The sequence below is a fragment of the Exiguobacterium alkaliphilum genome, assembly GCF_018138125.1.
Classification (GTDB): Bacteria; Bacillota; Bacilli; order Exiguobacteriales; family Exiguobacteriaceae; genus Exiguobacterium; species Exiguobacterium alkaliphilum.
Map to the genome: position 1 here is coordinate 826,929 of NZ_CP073101.1, position 17,638 is coordinate 844,566.

Below are 17,638 nucleotides of genomic sequence, written 5' to 3' on the forward strand. Positions count from 1 at the left end.
AATGAATAAGCTGAAGAAGTTGCAAACGCCGAAACGGTTTCCTCTCATCTTGATGGGGGCACTCGTCTTGCTCGTCGTCTGCATGCTCGCTTCACTTGCTTTCGGCTCACGGACAGTCGGATGGGATGAACTGCTTGACGGTTTATTCCGTCCGGCTGTTCAGTCGTATGAAGCGGACATCATCCGACAGCGCGTCGTGCGGACGATTTTTAGTCTCATGTGCGGGGCGGCGCTCGGCGTCTCGGGCGCACTGATGCAGTCGGTGACGAGAAATCCGATTGCCGACCCGAGCATCCTCGGGGTGAACACGGGGGCGGCCCTCTTCGTCGTCGTCGGGATCGCGTTCTTCAATATCTCATCGTCGTCGGACTACATTTGGTTCGCGCTCGTCGGGGCGCTCCTGACGGCCGTCTTCGTGTTCGGCATCGGGTCGCTCGGTCGGGGCGGGGCGACCCCGCTCAAGCTCGTCCTCGCCGGGGCGGCGACGAGTGCGGCCTTGTCCTCGCTCGTCATGGCCATCATGATCCCGCGCTCGAACGTCATGGACCAGTTCCGGTTCTGGCAAGTCGGGAGCGTCGGTGCCGGCAATATGGATTCGATTATGACGTTTTTGCCGTTCTTTATCGTCGGAATCGTCATCGCCATCCTCGCGGCTCCGTCGTTGAATATTTTAGGGCTCGGGGAAGAGCTCGCTAAAGGACTCGGGGTCCGCATCGGCACGCTCAAACTGATTGCCTCGTTCGCCGGCGTGATTTTATGTGGGGCGGCGACGGCACTCGCAGGACCGATCGGTTTCATCGGGCTGCTCGCGCCACACTTGATTCGCTTGACGATCGGGCCAGACGAGCGGCTCGTCATCCCGATGTCAGCGCTCGCCGGGGCGATCCTGCTCACGTTCGCGGACGTGACGGGACGCCTGCTCGGTAGCCCGGGCGAACTCGAAGTCGGGATTGTCACGGCCTTTATTGGGGCGCCGATTTTGATTGCGTTGACGATGAAAGTGAAGGTGCGTGACCTATGATGAAAAAACCTTATCAACCGATGATTCAAAACAGCAGACGGCGTCGGCAACGGACCGTCGTCGTGACGCTCGTCCTGAGCCTCGTCGCGCTCGCCTTGAGCGTGACGATGCTCATGCTCGGCAACACGATTTATCCGGTCGGGGACGTCATCCGTGTCTTGTTCGGCGCCGACGTGCCGGGCGCGTCGTTTGCGGTCAACACGATCCGCCTGCCACGCATGCTTGCCGGTGTGTTTGCCGGAATCGCGTTCGGTGTCGCCGGTACGGTGTTCCAGACGATGCTCCGTAACCCGCTCGCTAACCCGAACGTCATTGGCATCACGACCGGTTCGAGTGCGGCGGCCGTGTTCGGTATCGTCGTGTTACAGGCGAGCAACACGTTCGTTTCCATCATCTCGGTCATCGGGGGACTCTTGACCGTACTCGCCATCTACTTCCTGTCGAAGAGCGCCGCGTTCTCGATTGGGCGTCTCGTCTTGGTCGGGATTGGCATCCAGGCGATGCTGACGGCCGTCATCAACTATCTCCTGTTGATTAGTCGTCAAAACGACGTCGGGACGGCGATGCGCTGGTTGAGCGGAAGTTTGAACGGCGCCAAGATGGAGACGCTCCCGCCGCTCATGATCACGGTCGCGCTCTGTCTGCCGGTCGTCATCTGGCTCAGCCGTCAGCTCCAGATTCTAGAGCTCGGGGAAATGACGGCGACGTCGCTCGGCGTTCGGACGAACCAGACACGGGTGCTCCTCATCATCGCCTCAGTGCTCATGCTCGCGCTCGCCACGGCGACGACCGGACCGATCGCCTTCATCGCCTTTCTCGCGGGACCGATTGCGAAGCGGCTCGTCGGGGACGGGCGCTCGACGATCATTCCGGCTGGGCTCGTCGGTGTCGTTTTAGTACTTGCCGCCGACCTCATCGGCCAGTTCGCTTTCACGGCGCGCTATCCGGTCGGGGTCATCACGGGTATGGTCGGGGCACCGTATTTGATTTTTCTCTTGATTCGGATGAACAAAAAAGGGGAGTTATAAGCGGAGAGTCACGTCTACGGATGTGACTCTTTTCATGTGAAAGCGCCATCAAAAAGTCGTTGACTTTGCTTCGTGGGGGGTGTATGCTAAAAATCCTGCCCAAAAAGAGAGGCCGGGAACTGGCATCAGTTCATTATGAGTCAGAGAGGAACATGATCCCATGAACCAACAACAATTAGTCGAGCGTGCCCGCCAAGTGAAAGAGAACGCCTACTCGCCGTATTCAAACTTCCGCGTCGGAGCGGCGCTTCTCATGAAGGACGGTACGGTCATCGACGGCGTCAACGTCGAGAACGTCTCGTTCGGCGCGACGAACTGTGCCGAGCGTACGGCCATCTTCACAGCGGTCGCGCAAGGTTATAAAAAAGGCGACTTCGAAGCCGTCGCGGTGTCAGGCGACACGGTCGACTTCTTGCCGCCATGCAGCATCTGTCGCCAAGTACTCGTCGAGTTCGGCGACCCGGACTTCAAAGTGTTGCTCACGAACGGCAACGCCGACGTGAAAGAAGTGACGCTTGAGGAACTCGTCCCGCTCGCGTTCACAGAGCTTGAGATGTAAGTAAAAACGCTGAGTCGCGCGACTCAGCGTTTTCTTATTCATTTGGTTCCCACGGATTGAAAAAGTTGTAGGGGGGATGCACCCCATCTAACGTCCGGAACTCATAGTCACGTTCTTTCGCATAACGGATAATCGTGTCGAGCGCTTTTGGTGTCATTGAATGATCGTGCGCCAAGATGATGGAGGCGATATTCATCTCGTAATTCGCCTCGAGCCGGTTGAACACCCGTTGCTCGATCGGTGCGTTGTCTTTCTTATAGATGTGATCGAGACTGCCGACGTTCCAGTCCCAAATCTCGAAACCGGCCTCGTCCATCGCTTGCCAGTGCGCAGGCGTCATCCCGGCGTCACTACCGTAAATCGTGCGGGCCATATTCGTATGGATGCCGGTCACGTCGTAAATGAGTGCTTGCACTTCCTGCATCTGGCGAACGGCCGTCATCGGCGACGCATAAAACTCCTCGCGCACATGTGTCATCCCATGCAAGGCGATGAGATGTCCCTCGGCGACGATGCGTCGGATGAGGTGCTCATTTCCCTTGATATTTTTCCCAAGGATGAAAAATGTCGCTTTGACCCGATGTTTCTTCAAGACGTCAAGCAGCGCTCCCGTCTTCCGGTTCGGCCCGTCATCGAGCGTCAAATAGATGAGGCTGCGGTCGTTATAAGCTTTCGGTTTCGGAATCGCTGCCTGTGACAGGGAGCTGATCAACAAAAAAATCGACATGAGCAAAATGACACGTTTCATCATCCAAACAAAACTCCCTCTAGGCAAAAAACGGGTGACGTGGTATCGGTATGAAGCTTAGAATACCATAACAAGAAGGCAAAAATGAAGCTAAAAACGGCCCTGACGTGAAAGGTCAGGGCCGTCGTTTCGTTAGCGTGAAATCGTCTCGCCGTCTTCAGGAACGATGAGGCGATCGGCGAAGCCGTGTGATGCCGCATAGGCACGTAAGTCAGGACGCGATAGTTTCCAATGGTTGACCGCTTCCATATGGACCGCGATAATCGTCGCCGACGGGGCAGCCTCATGCACATGGCGGACGTCCTCTTCGTTCATGACGAGCGACCCGCCTTCGACGAACTGGTTGTCCCCGGCGTTGACGACGATGACTGCTGGTTGATGCGCTTGAATCGTCTTGGCGACTTCGTCATACCAGACCGTGTCCCCGGCGACATAGAGCGTCTGTTCCGTAGGGTGGGTAAAGACGACACCGCACACGAGACCGGCCATTTCTAAAATCGGACCGCGACCGTGCTCCCCAGCTGTCTTCGTGAGTCTGATTCCTTCGAATGCTGTCGTGTCGCTCAACACGGTCACGTTCGTGAAGCCGTCGCCTTCGATGACAGTCAAATCGTCCTCGTTTTGAACGAAGAGCGGGATCGCTTTCGGCAGAACTTGTTTGGCGACCTCGTCGTAGTGGTCGAGGTGCAGGTGGGTCAAGATGACGGCGTCGATGCCTATCAGAATGTCATCGATCGCGATTGGCAGGTCGGCCAATGGATTAGCGTCTTGCCGTTCCGAGTTCGGGAACGGGGGATAGGCGCCTTTTTCCCCGAGGAACGGGTCGATGAGGAACGTCTTTCCGGCGTATTCAACGCGGAGTGTGGCATTACGGATCAGTTGTACGTGCATAGAAAAATCTCTCCTTTTAGCTATAATGTATGTACAGTCTAACAAGCAGCCGTCTTTTCATACATAACACGAATCAAGTGTTTGGACGGATTGGCTTGAATCGTGAAAGGAGCCACCTATGCTCGATCCAACAGATCGCCTCATCATCGAGGCGTTACAGGCGAACAGCCGGATAACGATGAAAGAACTCGGGGCATACGTGCACTTGACCGGGCAGGCGACGGCGACGCGCGTCAAGAAGCTCGAAGACCTCGGTATCATCGAAGGGTATACGATTCGCGTGAATGAGGACAAGCTCGGGTTACCGGTTCACGCGATGATCACCATCTTTACGTCGAGCACGTTCCACGACCCGTATCTCCTATTCCTCGAGGAGCACCGGCCATACGTCCGCAATAACTACAAGGTGAGCGGGGACGGCTGTTACGTCTTGGAGTGCCGATTCCCGTCGAACCAAGAGCTGAACGCTTTTTTGGATGGGCTCAGCAAGTACGTCAATTATAAGTTGTCGATCGTCATTAACTGACGAAGGACCTGTGAATCGCTGTGATTCACAGGTCCTTTTTAATGTCTCCGTCCGGCGCGGATGATGAAGCGGTATTCCTCGCTCTTGAAATACGTCTCGGTGAACTCGAAACGGCTGCCGTCCATAAGGAACGAGTAGAGCTGGACTTTGAGCACGGGTGTCCGTTCGCTCACCCCGAGCATCTCGGCGATATCTTTTGATGGGAGCACCGGGATGAATTCTTGGACGCTGTCCGCGATTTTGAGTCCTTTCACGTCTTCGATATAAGCGTACTTCGACTGCGTCATCACTTCATACGTCAAGTCGGGGAAGAGTTTGAGCGGAAGGTACGTGTCCTCGACGATGAGCGGCTCGCCGTCGGCGAACCGTTGCCGTCGCACGTAAAAGACGAGGTCACCTTCTTCGAGTTCGAGTGCTTCCCGGACTTTCTCACTCGGTGGCTGCAAGGTGAACGTGAGCACTTTGTTCGTCACATCTTTCCCTTCACGCCTCATATCTTCGGTAAAACTTTTCAGCTCATACATATTATGCTCGATCTTTTCGGACTGGACGTACGTGCCGCTCCCTTGGCGCTTCCACAATAGTCCTTCCTCTTGGAGAAGTTTGACCGCCTGACGGACGGTGACCCGGCTGACGCCGAACTCTTCGACGAGCTGTGCCTCGGTCGGGATTGCCTCGCCGGGCGCCCACGTGCCGGACTCGATGAACGCACGCATTCGTTGCGCGACTTGCTGATAAAGCGGTGACTTTGCTTTCATGGTGGACCCTCCGATGCGACTTGGATTCATACGTTCAGTATACACGAAATAAAACGTTTTCAAAATTAGTGTTGACGATTAAGATAATATGTATTAAATTTGTATTGTAATCAATAAGATATGTATTTGAAAGGGGAACGCACATATGAAACAAGGACAACGCCTCGTCGTCGTCGGTGGCGGCAGCACGTACACGATCGGTATGATCATGAGTTTGATTGAAGAGAAGGCTCACTTCCCACTACGTTCAATCACGTTTTACGATACGGACGGTGACCGCCAAGAGCGCGTCGCCAAAGCGACTGAGGTCATCTTGCGTGAGCATTATCCAGAGCTCGAGCTGTTCGAATATACGACGGACAAAGAGTACGCCTTCCGCGATAAAGATTTCTTCTTCGTCCAAATTCGGACGGGCGGTTTGGAAATGCGCGAAAAAGATGAGCAGATTCCGCTCCGTCACGGCGTGGTTGGACAAGAGACGTGTGGACCGGGCGGGATGTCGTATGGGATGCGCTCGATCGGGGACATGATTGATCTCGTCGCCGACATCCGTCAAGGTTCACCGGACGGTTGGATTTTGAACTATACGAACCCGGCCGCCATCGTCGCCGAGGCGTTGAAGCGTGCCTACCCGAACGATAAAAAGATTTTGAACATCTGTGACATGCCAGCCGCGATCATGGTCAGTTACGCGAAGATTCTCGGCAAAGAGATTTGGGACCTCGTGCCAGAGTACTTCGGGCTCAACCACTTCGGGTGGTTCACAGGCATTTATGACAAAGAAGGCAACGAGCTGACAGAAGACATCAAGCGCGCCATCTTAGAGGACGGGTTCATCCCAGAAGACTCGGAAATCGCCAACGACCCGTCTTGGATCAAGACATTCAAACAAGTCGAGAAGATGCTCACCGACTTCCCGGAATACTTGCCGAACACGTACCTCCAGTACTACTTGTATCCGTCGGACATGGCGGAGAAGGAAGACGTGGAAAACACGCGGGCCCGTCAAGTCATCAACGGACGCCAACAGCGCGTCTTCTCGATGTGCGATCAAATCATCGCCGACGACTCGCTCGAGAACGCGCATCTTGAAGTCGACATCCACGGCTGCTACATGATTCGCGTCGCGGCGTCACTTGCCTACAACAACGGCGACATCTTCATCGTCATGGTGAAGAACGATGGCATCATCGCCAACTTACCGGACGATGCGATGGTCGAAGTACCGGCGATGCTGACGAACCGTGGGCCGAAGCCGTTCGCGGTCGGCCACATCCCGCGTTTCTACAAAGGGATGATCGAAGGGCAACTCGCTTACGAACAGCTCGTCGTTGACGCTTACTTCGAGAACAGCTATGAGAAAGCGCTCCAAGCACTCACGCTCAACCGGACCGTCGTCGATGCGCCGGTCGCCCGTCAAATCCTTGACGATTTGATCCACGAGAACGAGAACTATTGGCCGGCCCTCAAACAACGGGAGACGGTCGCACGCTAAAGACGAAGGGGAAATCTTCCCCTTTGTTCGTTCTGTGAATTGATAACGCTTACACATAAGGAGTGAATCAGATGAGTCAATGGTTCGGTGTATTTCAAAAGTTCGGGAAGGCGCTCATGGTGCCCGTGGCGCTCTTGCCGGCGGCCGGGATTTTGCTCGGTCTCGGGGCGGCGCTGACCGGTCCGCTCGCCGAGAGTTGGACGTTTCTTCAAAATGGGACGGTCGAGGCGATCAGTGCCGGGATGCTACAGATCGGGTTGAGCATCTTCGCCAACTTACCGATCATCTTCGCGCTCGGCGTCGCGGTCGGTCTGTCCGGCGGTTCAGGGATTGCGGCGCTCGCCGCGCTCGTCGGCTACGTCATTATGAACACGACGATCTCGATCGCGCTCGGGATCACGGCCGAGATGGCGGCCGAGAGCGGAGAGTACGGCATGTTGCTCGGTATCCCGTCGCTTGAGACGGGCGTGCTCGGCGGAATCGCGGTCGGCTTGCTCGCCGTCTGGGTGTATAAGAAGTTCCATACGTTCAACCCACCGGAGATGCTCGGTTTCTTCGCCGGGGATCGCTCGGTCGGGATCGTCATGGTCTTCTTCTCGATTTTGCTCGGGTTCGTCATGATGCTCGTCTGGCCACCGATTCAGTCAGGGCTCACGGCGATGGCGAACGTCATCGCGAGCGACGCGACAAATCCGGCCTACGTCGGGCTATACGGGATGCTCGAACGGCTGTTGATTCCGACCGGACTGCATCACATCTGGTATGCCCCGTTCTTATGGACATCACTCGGGGGTACGGCGACAGTCGGCGGCTCGATCGTGAGCGGGGATCAATATATCTTCCTCGCCCAAATCGCCGAAGGTGTCGACGTCACGGCCGGTCGTTTCATGGCCGGGAAATTCCCAATCGTCATGTTCGGCCTCCTCGGTGCGGCGTTCGCCATGTACCGTCAGGCAGACCCGGACAAGCGCCCGGTCGTCCGTGGCCTGTTGCTCGCTGCGGCCGGGACAGCGTTTTTGACCGGGATCACGGAACCGATCGAGTTCACGTTCTTATTCATCGCGCCACTCCTCTACGTCGTCCACAGCATTCTGACAGGGGTGTCGTTCGCCCTCATGTACGCGCTCGATGCGCATATCGGCTGGGCCGGAGGTTCGGGATTGATTGACTATGTCTTGGTGAACGTGTTGCCAGGGACGCCACGCTGGTGGATGAACCTCGTCGTCGGTGCAGGCTTCTTCATCGTCTATTACGGCATTTTCACGTTCGCGATTAAAAAGTGGAACTTGGCGACGCCAGGCCGGGGTGGGCAAGAGACGAAACTGTTCACTCGGAAAGACTATAATGAGAAGAAAGCCGGAAAGACGTCGATTCAGACGACGGCGCTCGCCATCCAAGAGGCGCTCGGCGGCCGGGAGAACATCGTCGACATCGACGCGTGCTTCACTCGGCTTCGCGTCGAATTGAAAGACGTGTCAAAAATCGATGAGGACGAGTTGAAGGCGCTCGGCGCGGCCGGGGTCATTAAGGTGAAAAACAATATTCAAGCCATCTTCGGGGGACGCTCGGACTTGTACAAGAATGAGTTGCTGAAAATGCATAAAGAGATGGATCAAGCGAATTGAACAAAGAACCTAACCGGGCCCCGGTTAGGTTCTTTGTGTGAAGTGGGTTAATCCGAAACGGAATGGGTACGGCAAAATTGGATGACGTTGATGAGTGTCGATGCGACGAGACCGATAGCGAGTGGCAACGTGATGACACCGATGCCTTGCTCCATGACGATCATATTGCCTTCCTCATAATAGCCTTTCGAGTAGAATAGCCCTGAACCGATTGTCTCATTCAATTCGATCGTCGAGACGTTGAGATACACTATGACAGCTAATAGCGAAATGACACTGATGGAGAGAAATAGTGTGGAGAAGGATAGTTTATTATTCATAACAAGACTCCTTCCTTATGATAGCCTCACATCGATATTACCATTAAATTACATCTTTAATATGAGTGAAAAGGATTATCTTTTTATTCAGTTTGATATTACATATGAGAAAACACCTTTCTTAGTTATTCGTATTTTAAGGCGTATCAGTTAGTTGTTTTATTGTACAAATAAAAGTACAATTAGAACATGGAAGGAGTGGTCATTATGTCTACAATTACCTACAGTGATGCACGTAAAAACTTTAAAAAAGTATTAGATCAAGTCCATGAAAATAGCGAAGCGATTGTCATCTCACGAAAGAATAGTGAAAATGCGGTCATTATGTCGGAGCAAGAATACGAGAGCTTAATGGAAACCATTTATTTGTTGAGAAGCCCGAAAAATGCGGAGCGGCTATTAGAATCTATTAAACAGATTGAAAATAATGAGGTCACAGAAAGAGAATTAATGAATGAGTAAATCTTTATTATTCACTGACAATGGGTGGGAAGATTATTTGTATTGGCAAAAAGAAGATAAAAAGAAATTAAAGCGAATCAATTTGTTAATCGAGGATGTTAGAAGAAACGGAAACTTAAATGGGATAGGTAAACCAGAAGCATTAAAAGGGAACTTACAAGGTTTCTATAGTCGTAGAATTGATTCAGAGCACAGACTCGTTTATAGAGTTATGAATCAATATGTAGAGATTTTACAATGTCGTTATCACTACTTGTAAATGGACTCACACCTATCACGGTATGAGTCCATTTTTATTGATACATTTCCCACAACCTTCCGGCGTAATCCCGCATCATCTCCCGTAGTTCAATCGGCTCGACGACTTCGACTTCCGCCCCAGCCGCGAGCAATTGCCGCGACAAAAACGGAAGCTCAGCTTCTGGCACGTCCCACTCATTCTTCCTATCGATATCGGGTAATACGTCTTCAAGTAGACGGCGGCCGAGCGGCGTGAGTTCGAGCCGGACGGTCACCCCGATTCGTTCGTCACTTGTCTTGAGGAGCGTCGCCAAATCGTCCGCTTCGAACGTCTCATCGAGTAGACGCATCGCTTCAATCCGGTCAATCCGATATAGCAGTAGCCCGTAATCCGAGAGGCCATACACATACCACTTTAAATCGAGGAGCGCCATCCCGCATGGTGCGATCGTGAACGTACGTGATCCTTTCGTCGTCGCGTACGTCAGCTCGATTATTTGTCTCCGTTCGACCGCCAGAAACACGTCTTTCGTGAACGGGGCGGGTGGTGCGGTCTTGTTCCCGAGCCAAAGGATGTTCTTCTCGAGCCGAGCAATTTTCGTCTCAAGGTCGTGCGGCAATTCATGCACGTACCAGTCGGACAACGAGTCGCGTAACGCTCCGAACGGCACGTCCGGAATCTGTTCCATCCATTTGAGCGTCAGGTAGAGTGCGACCGCTTCTTGCTCCCGAAGTTGGAGCGGCGGGAGCAATCGGTTCGGCAACATCTCATAACCGCCACCCGTGCCGGGGACGCTCCAAATCGGATAGCCGATTTTCTCGAGCGTCAGCATGTCACGTTGAATCGTCCGGACCGAGGCGCCGGTCTCTTGGGCGAGTTCGTCCGCCGTGAACCGACGGCCCCGATTCAACACTCGAATCAACTGCAAATGTCGTTTTTTCATTCAATTCATTCCCGTCAATTTTTGTCGTGTTTATTGATTAAGCTAAATGTATCACGAATCAAGGAGGAATCAATCATGGGAAATGTCGTTTTATATATCGCGACAAGTTTAGATGGAAAGATCGCCCGAACGAACGACCAACTCGATTGGCTGTTCGAAGTCGAGGGAGAAGGAGACAACGGCTACGCCGACTTCTTCAAGACGGTCGGGGCTGTCGTCATGGGACGGAAAACGTATGAGGAAGTGCTCGTGCTCGAGCCGGACGGCTATCCGTACAAGGACATCCCGAACTATATCTTGACCCGGAACCCGGACCGGGAAGCCGAGCACGTCACGTTCACGGACGAGCCGATCGAACAGCTCATCGAACGGTTGAAGCAAGACGTTGACGGCGACATCTGGCTCGTCGGGGGATGCGAGGTCATCAAAGAAGCGATGGCGCACGATTTGATTGACAGCTATGAGATTGCCATCGCCCCGGTCGTGTTAGGAGAAGGCATCCCGCTCTTCCCGGAAGGCACGAAAGAGACGAAGTTGAAACTGACGAGCCAACGCGCGTCCGGACAGTTCGTCATGGTGACGTATGAGCGATAAACGAAAGACCAAGTTCGCAATGAACTTGGTCTTTTCTCATACATGCTTCCGTTGAAAATCCGAAATGGCTTCGTATTCTTCCGCCAAGTGACGCGACAAGCGGATGTAAATCGGCAACAGCTCCCGGTAAACGGTCGTCGCTTCCATGTTTGGCGCATGCTCATGCGTCACTTGTGGCACGGCCGTGAAGTCATCCACGTCGCCGAACGCATACTCTCCAAGCATGACGGCACCGAGACATGAACTCTCGTGGCTTTCTGGCACGACGACCGGCGTATCGAAGATGTCGGCCATCATCTGGCGCCATAGGCTCGACTGGGCGAAGCCGCCCGTCGCGTGAATCCGGTTCGGCGCGCCTGTCAACTCGTCGAGCGCCAGCATGACAGTATACAAGTTGAAGATGACGCCTTCGAGCACGGCGCGGATGAAATGCTCGCGTTTGTGGTGGATGCTGAGGCCGAAGAACGAACCGCGTGCGTTCGAGTCCCAGAGCGGGGCCCGTTCACCCATCAAATACGGATGGAACAACAGGCCCTCCGAGCCCGGCTTCACCGTCTCGGCGATCCGCGTCAACACATCATAGGCGTCCATCCCGAGCCGTTTCGCCGTCTCGACCTCGCTCGCCGCGAACTCGTCACGGAGCCAGCGCAAGATGATGCCGCCATTATTGACCGGGCCGCCGATGACCCAATGTTTGTCCGTCAAGGCGTAACAGAAGATGCGGCCTTTCGGGTCCTCGACCGGTTCGCGGACGACTGTCCGGATGGCACCGCTCGTCCCAATCGTGACGGCGACGACGCCTTGCTCGAACGCCCCAACCCCGAGGTTCGAGAGCACCCCGTCGCTCGCCCCGATGACGAGCGGGAAGTCCCAGCCGAGTGTCTCCATGACGTCCGGTCTGAGCGTCAAAATCTCCGTCGTCGGCACGAGTTCAGATAGATGCGCTGGTGTGACGCCGGCGACGTCGAGCGCCTCCGCATCCCAGTCACAGTTCTTCAAATTGAACAAGCCGGTCGCCGAGGCGATCGAGTGGTCGATGACGAAGCGCCCGGTCAGGCGATAGAAGACGTACTCTTTGATGGAAACGAACTTCACGGCTTGAGCGAACACGTCCGGATGCTCGGCTTTCAGCCAACGCAGTTTCGACAGCGGCGCCATCGGATGGACCGGGGTGCCGGTGCGCATATGGAGCGCGCTCGCATCGAACTCGCGTTTGATTTCTTGCGTATACGGGTTCGCCCGGCTATCGGCCCACGTGATGCTGTGGGTGAGCGGGCGGCCTAACGCGTCGAGCGCGATCAAGCTATGCATCGCCGAACTGAACGACGCGAAGCGGACCGGACCGTCGGCATGTGTCCGAACGGCCGAGATGGCTTCCAAGACGGCCCCGTAGATGACGACCGGGTCTTGCTCGGCCGTCTCCGTGTCCGGGGTGAGGAGCGGGTACAGCACGTTATGTACCGCGAGTTGTTGCTGATTATGGAACAGGACGGCCTTCGTACTCGTCGTCCCGATATCGACACCAATCGTATACACACACATCACTTCCTAACTTAAATGATAAATAGGCTAATCAAGAAGACGACCGCGAAGCCGGTCAATCCGATAATCGTTTCCATCACGGTCCACGACTTGAGCGTGTCTTTCACGTCGAGACCGAAGTAGCGGTTGACGAGCCAGAACCCGGAGTCGTTCACGTGAGACAAGACGGTCGCACCAGAGGCGATCGCGATGACGATGAGGCCGAGTGCGGCCCCCGTGATATTTTGAAGTTCGAGGAGCGGCGTGATGAGTCCTGCCGCCGTGACCATCGAGACGGTGGCCGATCCTTGGGCGACACGGACGACCGTCGCGATCAAGAAGGCGAGGACGATCGCCGGCAGCGGTGACCCGGCCATCATCTCACCGAGCACGTCACCGACGCCTGAGTCGATTAACACTTGCTTGAACACACCACCGGCACCCGTAACGAGGATGATAATCCCGGCCGGCTCGAGCGCTTTCGTCGCAATCTCTTGGACCTCGTCACGCGTATAGCCACGGCGTGTGCCGAGGAAGATGAACGTGAGGAGCGTCGCAATCGTCAAGGCGACGAACGGATGTCCCATGAATGTGAAGAACGTGCGGATGACGTTGCCTTCCTCGAGCAAGACGGCGGACAACGTGTTGGCGAGAATCAATACGAGCGGGATCGAGATGAGCGAGAGAATCATCTTGAAGCTCGGGAGTTCTTTTGACGTGTCGACTTCCTCGAACTCCATATAGTCCGGGATGTTGACGTGAATCTTCTTGGCGATATACTTCCCGAAAATCGGTCCCGCTAAAATCATCGACGGGATACCGGCTAAAATCCCGAACAAGATGACCCAACCGAGCTCGGCACCAATCAAGTTGGCGACGGCGATCGGACCGGGCGTCGGCGGGATGAAGCTGTGCGTGACGGCGAGACCCGCGAGGAGCGGGATCCCGTAGTAGAGGAGCGACCGGCCGGTTTTCTTGGCGAGGCCATAGACGATCGGGACGAGAATGATGAACCCGACGTCAAAGAAGACGGGGACGGCGACGATGAAGCCGGTGATCCCGAGCGCCCATTGCGCCTTGTCCTCGCCGAACTTCCCGACGAGCGTCTGCGCGAGCCGTTCGGCACCGCCCGATACTTCGAGCATCTTCCCGAACATGGCACCGAGACCGACGACGACGGCGACGAAGCCGAGCGTCCCGCCCATCCCGTTCTGGACGGACGCGATGACGTCACCGAGCGGCATGCCGGCGGCGACACCGACGAGCAGACTGACGAGTAAGAGTGAGACGAAGGCGTGGAGCTTCGTCCGCATGACTAAGAATAAGAGCGTGAAGATGCCGGCGACGGCAATCAAAATGAGTGTAGAGCCAGACATAAGGTGTTCCCCCTTTAATGAAATATGTAACCGTTTACAGTTTCTGACAAAGGAAAAGGCCATCCCCCTGACCTTTTCCACGCATTATTTTTTGACGACGGCGTGGCCGCCGAACTCGTTCCGGAGCGCCGCGACGACTTTCCCCGTGAACGTGTCGTCCTCGAGCGAGCGGTAGCGCATCATGAGCGAGAGGGCTATGACCGGTGCGGCCGCTTGCAAATCGAGCGCCGTCTCGACCGTCCATTTCCCTTCACCGGACGAATGCATGACGCCTTTAATCTCGTCGAGCTTCGCGTCTTTATGGAACGCGTTCTCCGTCAGCTCCATGAGCCACGAGCGCACGACCGAGCCGTGGTTCCAGACGCGGGCGACTTGCTCATAGTCGTAGTCGAACGGGCTCTTCTCTAAGATGTCGAACCCTTCGGCGATCGCCTGCATCATGCCGTACTCGATGCCGTTATGAATCATCTTCAAGAAGTGACCGCTCCCGGCCGGCCCCGTGTACAAGTAACCGTTCTCGACCGACAAGTCTTTGAAGATCGGCTCGATCACGGGCCACGCGTCGGCGTCGCCGCCGACCATCGTACAAGCCCCGTGTCGCGCACCCTCCGTGCCACCGCTCGTCCCGCAGTCGAAGAACGTGATGCCTTTTTCGGCGAACTGCTCGGCCCGTGCGACCGACAGCTTGTAGTTCGAGTTGCCGCCGTCGATGACGATGTCACCCGGCTCTAGTTTCTCGAAAAGTTCCGCGAGCACGGCCTCGGTGATGTCTCCGGCCGGCACCATCGTCCAGACGACGCGCGGTGCAGCGAGCCCGTTGACGACGTCTTCGAGCGTCGACACGATCTCGAACGCATCGGTCGCCTCGACCTGTCCTGCGTCCGTCCCGACGACGCGATGGCCGTGGTCGCTCAAGTTCAATGCCAAGTTGTATCCCATCTTGCCCAATCCAATCAAACCGATTTCCATATCGTCACCTCTAAAATCGAATTTTATTTCATCTCTGTCTCATCATATCAAAAATAATTCGAAAAAAATATTAAAAATGAAATTAATTTCGATTTCCATACAAAAGACGCACCCGTCTCCGGGCGCGTCTCGTGTCACACACTTTTCTTATACCGATACAGGAACGAATCGAGTTCCTCGGCCGGCATCGGCTTGTTGTAGTAATAGCCTTGCGCTTGATTGCAGTCCTCGGCCTTCAAGAACTCGGCCTGCGCTTTCGTCTCGACCCCTTCGGCGATGACGTTCAACCCGAGCTCGTGCGCCATCCGGATGATCGTCTTGACGAGGGCGGCGTCTTTCGAGTCCGTCTCGATGTTTTTCGTGAAATGTTGGTCGATTTTCAGCGTGTCGATCGGGAACAGCTTCAAGTAGCTGAGCGACGAGTAGCCGGTCCCGAAGTCGTCGATTGACAAGTGGACACCGAGCGCGACGAGTTCTTCCATCGTCTCGATGGCGCTCTGGGCGCTTTGGATGACCGTCTCCGTCAGCTCGAGCTCGAGATATTCCGGCGCGAGGCCTGACGCCTCGAGCGCCTGGCTGACGATGACCGGCAAATCTTTCTGCGCGAACTGGAGTGCCGAGATGTTGACGGCGACGCGGAACGGGGTGACGCCCGCATCCTGCCATGCCTTGTTCTGTCGGCACGCCTCGTTCAAGACGAACTCACCGAGGCGATGGATGCTGCCGGTCTCTTCGGCGATCGGGATGAACTCGGCCGGGGAAATCATTCCGAGCTCCGGATGCGTCCAACGTACGAGTGCCTCGACGCCAATCAAGGCCTCGGTTTCAAGATTGATTTGCGGTTGATAATGGATCGTGAACTCGCCGCGACCGATGCTTTTTCGGAGCGCCATCGCGAGCTGCGACTTCCGGGCGACGGACTCGTTCATCTCTTTCGTGAAGAACTGGAAGCCGTTCTTGCCGTCCTCTTTCGCCCGATACATGGCGATGTCGGCGTTCTTCAACAGGTCGTCGGCCGTGTGGCCATCTGACGGATAGAGCGAAATTCCGATAGAGAGGCTTGTGAACACTTCCTCGCCCTCGAGAATGAATAATTGGTTCAACGCGTTCGTGATCTGCTGGGCACGATGGGCCGCCAGGTTGCTGCCGGTGTTCGGTGACAGGATGATGAACTCGTCACCGCCGAGCCGGGCGAGCGTGTCGGTTTTTCCGATTGTCGTCAGCAAGCGGTCCGTCACTTGACGTAAAAACACATCGCCTGTCGAGTGGCCGAATCGGTCGTTGATGACCTTGAAATTGTCGAGATCGATATAGAACAGCGAGAACGTCGACTCGTTCCCTTGGGCGAGCAAGGCGTCGAGCCGGTCGTTGAACAGGCGGCGGTTCGGCAGGCCGGTCAACGTGTCCAAGTAGACGAGGTCGTTAATCTGTTCTTGAATCTGTTTCCGCTCACTGATGTCTCGGATGATGCTGCTGAAGAACATGCCTTTCTCGGTCGTCCACGTCCCGAGCGACATCTCGAGCGGGAACTCGGTCCCGTCGTGCCGTAACCCGACGAGCTCGACCGTCTGGCCGATGACGCGTGCTTCTTTTGTCGCCTCGTACCGTTGCATGCCACGCTCGTGCGCGTCCCGAAAACGCTCCGGTATGATGAGGGTGATTGATTGGCCAAGCATCTTCTCGGCCGGACAGCCGAACAACCGCTCAGCGCCATGATTCCATTCGACGATGCGACGATCCTGGTCGGCGACGATAATGGCGTCGTTCGCTGATTCGACGACCGATTGGAAGCGCATCTCGAGCTCTTCGGACTGCGTCTCGAGTTGCTTCTCGTTCCGTACCGAGATGAGCATGAGCAGGAAGAGCGTCATAACGCTGCCGCCAATCCAATAGGCGAGCAGGGCGCTGTCCATCGAGAAGCCGGATGCGCTCTCGGTCGTGGTCGGGGTGAACTCGGCGGCGGACATGCCGATGTAGTGCATCCCGGACACGGCGAGGCCAATCAGGATTGCGCTCGTCACCTTGCGCCAATGGAAGCGCGAGACGTCAGGAAGCGAGAACAACAAGTACAAGCCGACGAGCGAGGCGACGAATGCGACGACGGCGGATAGGAGCCACATGAACGGGTCGTACGTGATGTCGGCGTCCATCAACATCGCTTCCATGCCGACATAGTGCATCGATACGATCCCGATGCTGATGAAGACGGCGCAGATGACGAGGTCGCGCGGACGGGCCGACCGTTGACTGACGGTATAGAAGGCGAACCCGGACGAGATGATTGCCGGAATGATTGAGGCGATGACGATGCCGATGTGGTAAGAGACGTCGGCCTCTAGATGGAAAGCGAGCATCCCGATGAAATGCATCCCCCATATCCCGAGGCCGAGACTGAGGGCCCCGGCGCTCACCCAACGGATGCGGGAGACGTGCTCGGAGTATTTGAGACGGCTGCTGATATCGAGCGAGACATATCCGGAGAAGATGGCGACGGCGATGGAGAGGAGGACGAGCGGGAGACTGTACGTGCTATGCAAATGGTGTTCGATGGGGACCAACCC

18 protein-coding genes are annotated in these 17,638 nt (G+C 55.6%); 9 read left to right on the top strand and 9 right to left on the bottom strand.

The genetic code is table 11. The features are described from left to right. Window position 1: 1 nt before the first annotated feature. The 3 genes from KB235_RS04410 to KB235_RS04420 all read left to right on the top strand — a co-directional run bounded on the left by KB235_RS04410 (window position 2) and on the right by KB235_RS04420 (window position 2,608). On the top strand, window positions 2–1,021 hold the full coding sequence (locus KB235_RS04410; RefSeq protein ID WP_211780516.1) for a FecCD family ABC transporter permease: 1,020 nt from the start codon (window positions 2–4) through the stop codon (window positions 1,019–1,021). Next, on the top strand, window positions 1,018–2,049 hold the full coding sequence (locus tag KB235_RS04415) for a FecCD family ABC transporter permease (RefSeq protein WP_211780517.1): 1,032 nt from the start codon (window positions 1,018–1,020) through the stop codon (window positions 2,047–2,049). The genes KB235_RS04410 and KB235_RS04415 overlap by 4 nt, the downstream gene beginning before the upstream one ends. Before the next feature lie 160 nt (window positions 2,050–2,209). Next, entirely contained in the window at window positions 2,210–2,608 is a 399-nt protein-coding gene (locus KB235_RS04420) for a cytidine deaminase (protein WP_021066236.1), read from the top strand. Between the two features lie 34 nt (window positions 2,609–2,642). On the opposite strand, the gene KB235_RS04425 is transcribed toward KB235_RS04420, so the two are convergent. Both KB235_RS04425 and KB235_RS04430 read right to left on the bottom strand, forming a co-directional pair. Beyond that, entirely contained in the window at window positions 2,643–3,359 is a 717-nt protein-coding gene (locus KB235_RS04425) for a polysaccharide deacetylase family protein (protein ID WP_211780518.1), read from the bottom strand. A gap of 129 nt (window positions 3,360–3,488) precedes the next feature. After that, window positions 3,489–4,247: an MBL fold metallo-hydrolase gene (locus KB235_RS04430; protein ID WP_211780519.1), complete on the bottom strand. Its 759-nt coding sequence runs from the start codon at window positions 4,245–4,247 to the stop codon at window positions 3,489–3,491. Between the two features lie 118 nt (window positions 4,248–4,365). On the opposite strand from KB235_RS04430, the gene KB235_RS04435 reads away from it, so the two are divergent. Further along, on the top strand, window positions 4,366–4,773 hold the full coding sequence (locus KB235_RS04435) for an Lrp/AsnC family transcriptional regulator (protein ID WP_211780520.1): 408 nt from the start codon (window positions 4,366–4,368) through the stop codon (window positions 4,771–4,773). Between the two features lie 38 nt (window positions 4,774–4,811). Here KB235_RS04435 and KB235_RS04440 read toward each other — a convergent pair whose 3' ends face one another. Next, window positions 4,812–5,531, bottom strand: a complete 720-nt coding sequence (locus KB235_RS04440) for a GntR family transcriptional regulator (RefSeq protein WP_034809901.1) — start codon at window positions 5,529–5,531, stop codon at window positions 4,812–4,814. 145 nt (window positions 5,532–5,676) lie between these two features. Here KB235_RS04440 and KB235_RS04445 point away from each other — a divergent pair, with 145 nt between their 5' ends. Next, on the top strand, window positions 5,677–7,026 hold the full coding sequence (locus KB235_RS04445; RefSeq protein WP_211780521.1) for a 6-phospho-alpha-glucosidase: 1,350 nt from the start codon (window positions 5,677–5,679) through the stop codon (window positions 7,024–7,026). A 71-nt stretch (window positions 7,027–7,097) separates the two neighbouring features. Beyond that, window positions 7,098–8,651, top strand: coding sequence for a PTS transporter subunit EIIC (locus tag KB235_RS04450; protein ID WP_211780522.1), 1,554 nt, complete (start codon window positions 7,098–7,100; stop codon window positions 8,649–8,651). 47 nt (window positions 8,652–8,698) lie between these two features. Here the strand turns inward: KB235_RS04450 and KB235_RS04455 are convergent, their stop codons facing one another. Next, window positions 8,699–8,971 carry a hypothetical protein gene (locus KB235_RS04455; RefSeq protein WP_211780523.1) on the bottom strand — a complete coding sequence of 91 codons (273 nt, stop codon included), beginning with the start codon at window positions 8,969–8,971 and terminating at the stop codon, window positions 8,699–8,701. Between the two features lie 207 nt (window positions 8,972–9,178). Between KB235_RS04455 and KB235_RS04460 the strand changes: the two genes are divergently transcribed. Next, window positions 9,179–9,433, top strand: a complete 255-nt coding sequence (locus KB235_RS04460; RefSeq protein WP_034814602.1) for a type II toxin-antitoxin system Phd/YefM family antitoxin — start codon at window positions 9,179–9,181, stop codon at window positions 9,431–9,433. Next, window positions 9,426–9,692, top strand: coding sequence for a Txe/YoeB family addiction module toxin (locus KB235_RS04465; RefSeq protein ID WP_034814603.1), 267 nt, complete (start codon window positions 9,426–9,428; stop codon window positions 9,690–9,692). Before KB235_RS04460 ends, KB235_RS04465 begins: the two co-directional genes overlap by 8 nt. Before the next feature lie 34 nt (window positions 9,693–9,726). On the opposite strand, the gene KB235_RS04470 is transcribed toward KB235_RS04465, so the two are convergent. Then, window positions 9,727–10,617 (bottom strand): helix-turn-helix transcriptional regulator, encoded by an 891-nt coding sequence (locus KB235_RS04470; RefSeq protein WP_211780524.1) that lies wholly within the window; start codon window positions 10,615–10,617, stop codon window positions 9,727–9,729. 75 nt (window positions 10,618–10,692) lie between these two features. Here KB235_RS04470 and KB235_RS04475 point away from each other — a divergent pair, with 75 nt between their 5' ends. Next, the gene (locus KB235_RS04475) at window positions 10,693–11,211 is read left to right on the top strand and encodes a dihydrofolate reductase family protein (RefSeq protein WP_211780525.1); all 519 of its coding nucleotides are present in this window, start codon (window positions 10,693–10,695) and stop codon (window positions 11,209–11,211) included. A 36-nt stretch (window positions 11,212–11,247) separates the two neighbouring features. On the opposite strand, the gene gntK is transcribed toward KB235_RS04475, so the two are convergent. The 4 genes from gntK to KB235_RS04495 form a co-directional block, all read right to left on the bottom strand. Continuing rightward, window positions 11,248–12,747 carry a gluconokinase gene (gene gntK / locus KB235_RS04480; protein WP_420842157.1) on the bottom strand — a complete coding sequence of 500 codons (1,500 nt, stop codon included), beginning with the start codon at window positions 12,745–12,747 and terminating at the stop codon, window positions 11,248–11,250. A gap of 17 nt (window positions 12,748–12,764) precedes the next feature. Then, window positions 12,765–14,108: a GntT/GntP/DsdX family permease gene (locus KB235_RS04485; protein ID WP_211780527.1), complete on the bottom strand. Its 1,344-nt coding sequence runs from the start codon at window positions 14,106–14,108 to the stop codon at window positions 12,765–12,767. An 84-nt stretch (window positions 14,109–14,192) separates the two neighbouring features. Beyond that, window positions 14,193–15,077: a phosphogluconate dehydrogenase (NAD(+)-dependent, decarboxylating) gene (gnd, locus tag KB235_RS04490; protein ID WP_211780528.1), complete on the bottom strand. Its 885-nt coding sequence runs from the start codon at window positions 15,075–15,077 to the stop codon at window positions 14,193–14,195. Between the two features lie 134 nt (window positions 15,078–15,211). Beyond that, window positions 15,212–17,635, bottom strand: a complete 2,424-nt coding sequence (locus KB235_RS04495; protein ID WP_246514334.1) for an EAL domain-containing protein — start codon at window positions 17,633–17,635, stop codon at window positions 15,212–15,214. Between the last annotated feature and the right edge of the window lie 3 nt (window positions 17,636–17,638).

Excerpts from the sequence above, each read along its gene's own strand:
- KB235_RS04455 (WP_211780523.1), bottom strand. The coding sequence starts at position 8,971 with ATGAATAATAAACTATCCTTCTCCACACTATTTCTCTCCATCAGTGTC.
- gnd (WP_211780528.1), bottom strand. The coding sequence starts at position 15,077 with ATGGAAATCGGTTTGATTGGATTGGGCAAGATGGGATACAACTTGGCA.
- KB235_RS04420 (WP_021066236.1), top strand. The coding sequence starts at position 2,210 with ATGAACCAACAACAATTAGTCGAGCGTGCCCGCCAAGTGAAAGAGAAC.
- KB235_RS04475 (WP_211780525.1), top strand. The coding sequence starts at position 10,693 with ATGGGAAATGTCGTTTTATATATCGCGACAAGTTTAGATGGAAAGATC.
- KB235_RS04450 (WP_211780522.1), top strand. The coding sequence starts at position 7,098 with ATGAGTCAATGGTTCGGTGTATTTCAAAAGTTCGGGAAGGCGCTCATG.
- KB235_RS04435 (WP_211780520.1), top strand. The coding sequence starts at position 4,366 with ATGCTCGATCCAACAGATCGCCTCATCATCGAGGCGTTACAGGCGAAC.
- KB235_RS04440 (WP_034809901.1), bottom strand. The coding sequence starts at position 5,531 with ATGAAAGCAAAGTCACCGCTTTATCAGCAAGTCGCGCAACGAATGCGT.
- KB235_RS04425 (WP_211780518.1), bottom strand. The coding sequence starts at position 3,359 with ATGATGAAACGTGTCATTTTGCTCATGTCGATTTTTTTGTTGATCAGC.
- KB235_RS04460 (WP_034814602.1), top strand. The coding sequence starts at position 9,179 with ATGTCTACAATTACCTACAGTGATGCACGTAAAAACTTTAAAAAAGTA.
- KB235_RS04445 (WP_211780521.1), top strand. The coding sequence starts at position 5,677 with ATGAAACAAGGACAACGCCTCGTCGTCGTCGGTGGCGGCAGCACGTAC.
- KB235_RS04470 (WP_211780524.1), bottom strand. The coding sequence starts at position 10,617 with ATGAAAAAACGACATTTGCAGTTGATTCGAGTGTTGAATCGGGGCCGT.
- KB235_RS04410 (WP_211780516.1), top strand. The coding sequence starts at position 2 with ATGAATAAGCTGAAGAAGTTGCAAACGCCGAAACGGTTTCCTCTCATC.
- KB235_RS04430 (WP_211780519.1), bottom strand. The coding sequence starts at position 4,247 with ATGCACGTACAACTGATCCGTAATGCCACACTCCGCGTTGAATACGCC.
- KB235_RS04485 (WP_211780527.1), bottom strand. The coding sequence starts at position 14,108 with ATGTCTGGCTCTACACTCATTTTGATTGCCGTCGCCGGCATCTTCACG.
- KB235_RS04415 (WP_211780517.1), top strand. The coding sequence starts at position 1,018 with ATGATGAAAAAACCTTATCAACCGATGATTCAAAACAGCAGACGGCGT.
- KB235_RS04465 (WP_034814603.1), top strand. The coding sequence starts at position 9,426 with ATGAGTAAATCTTTATTATTCACTGACAATGGGTGGGAAGATTATTTG.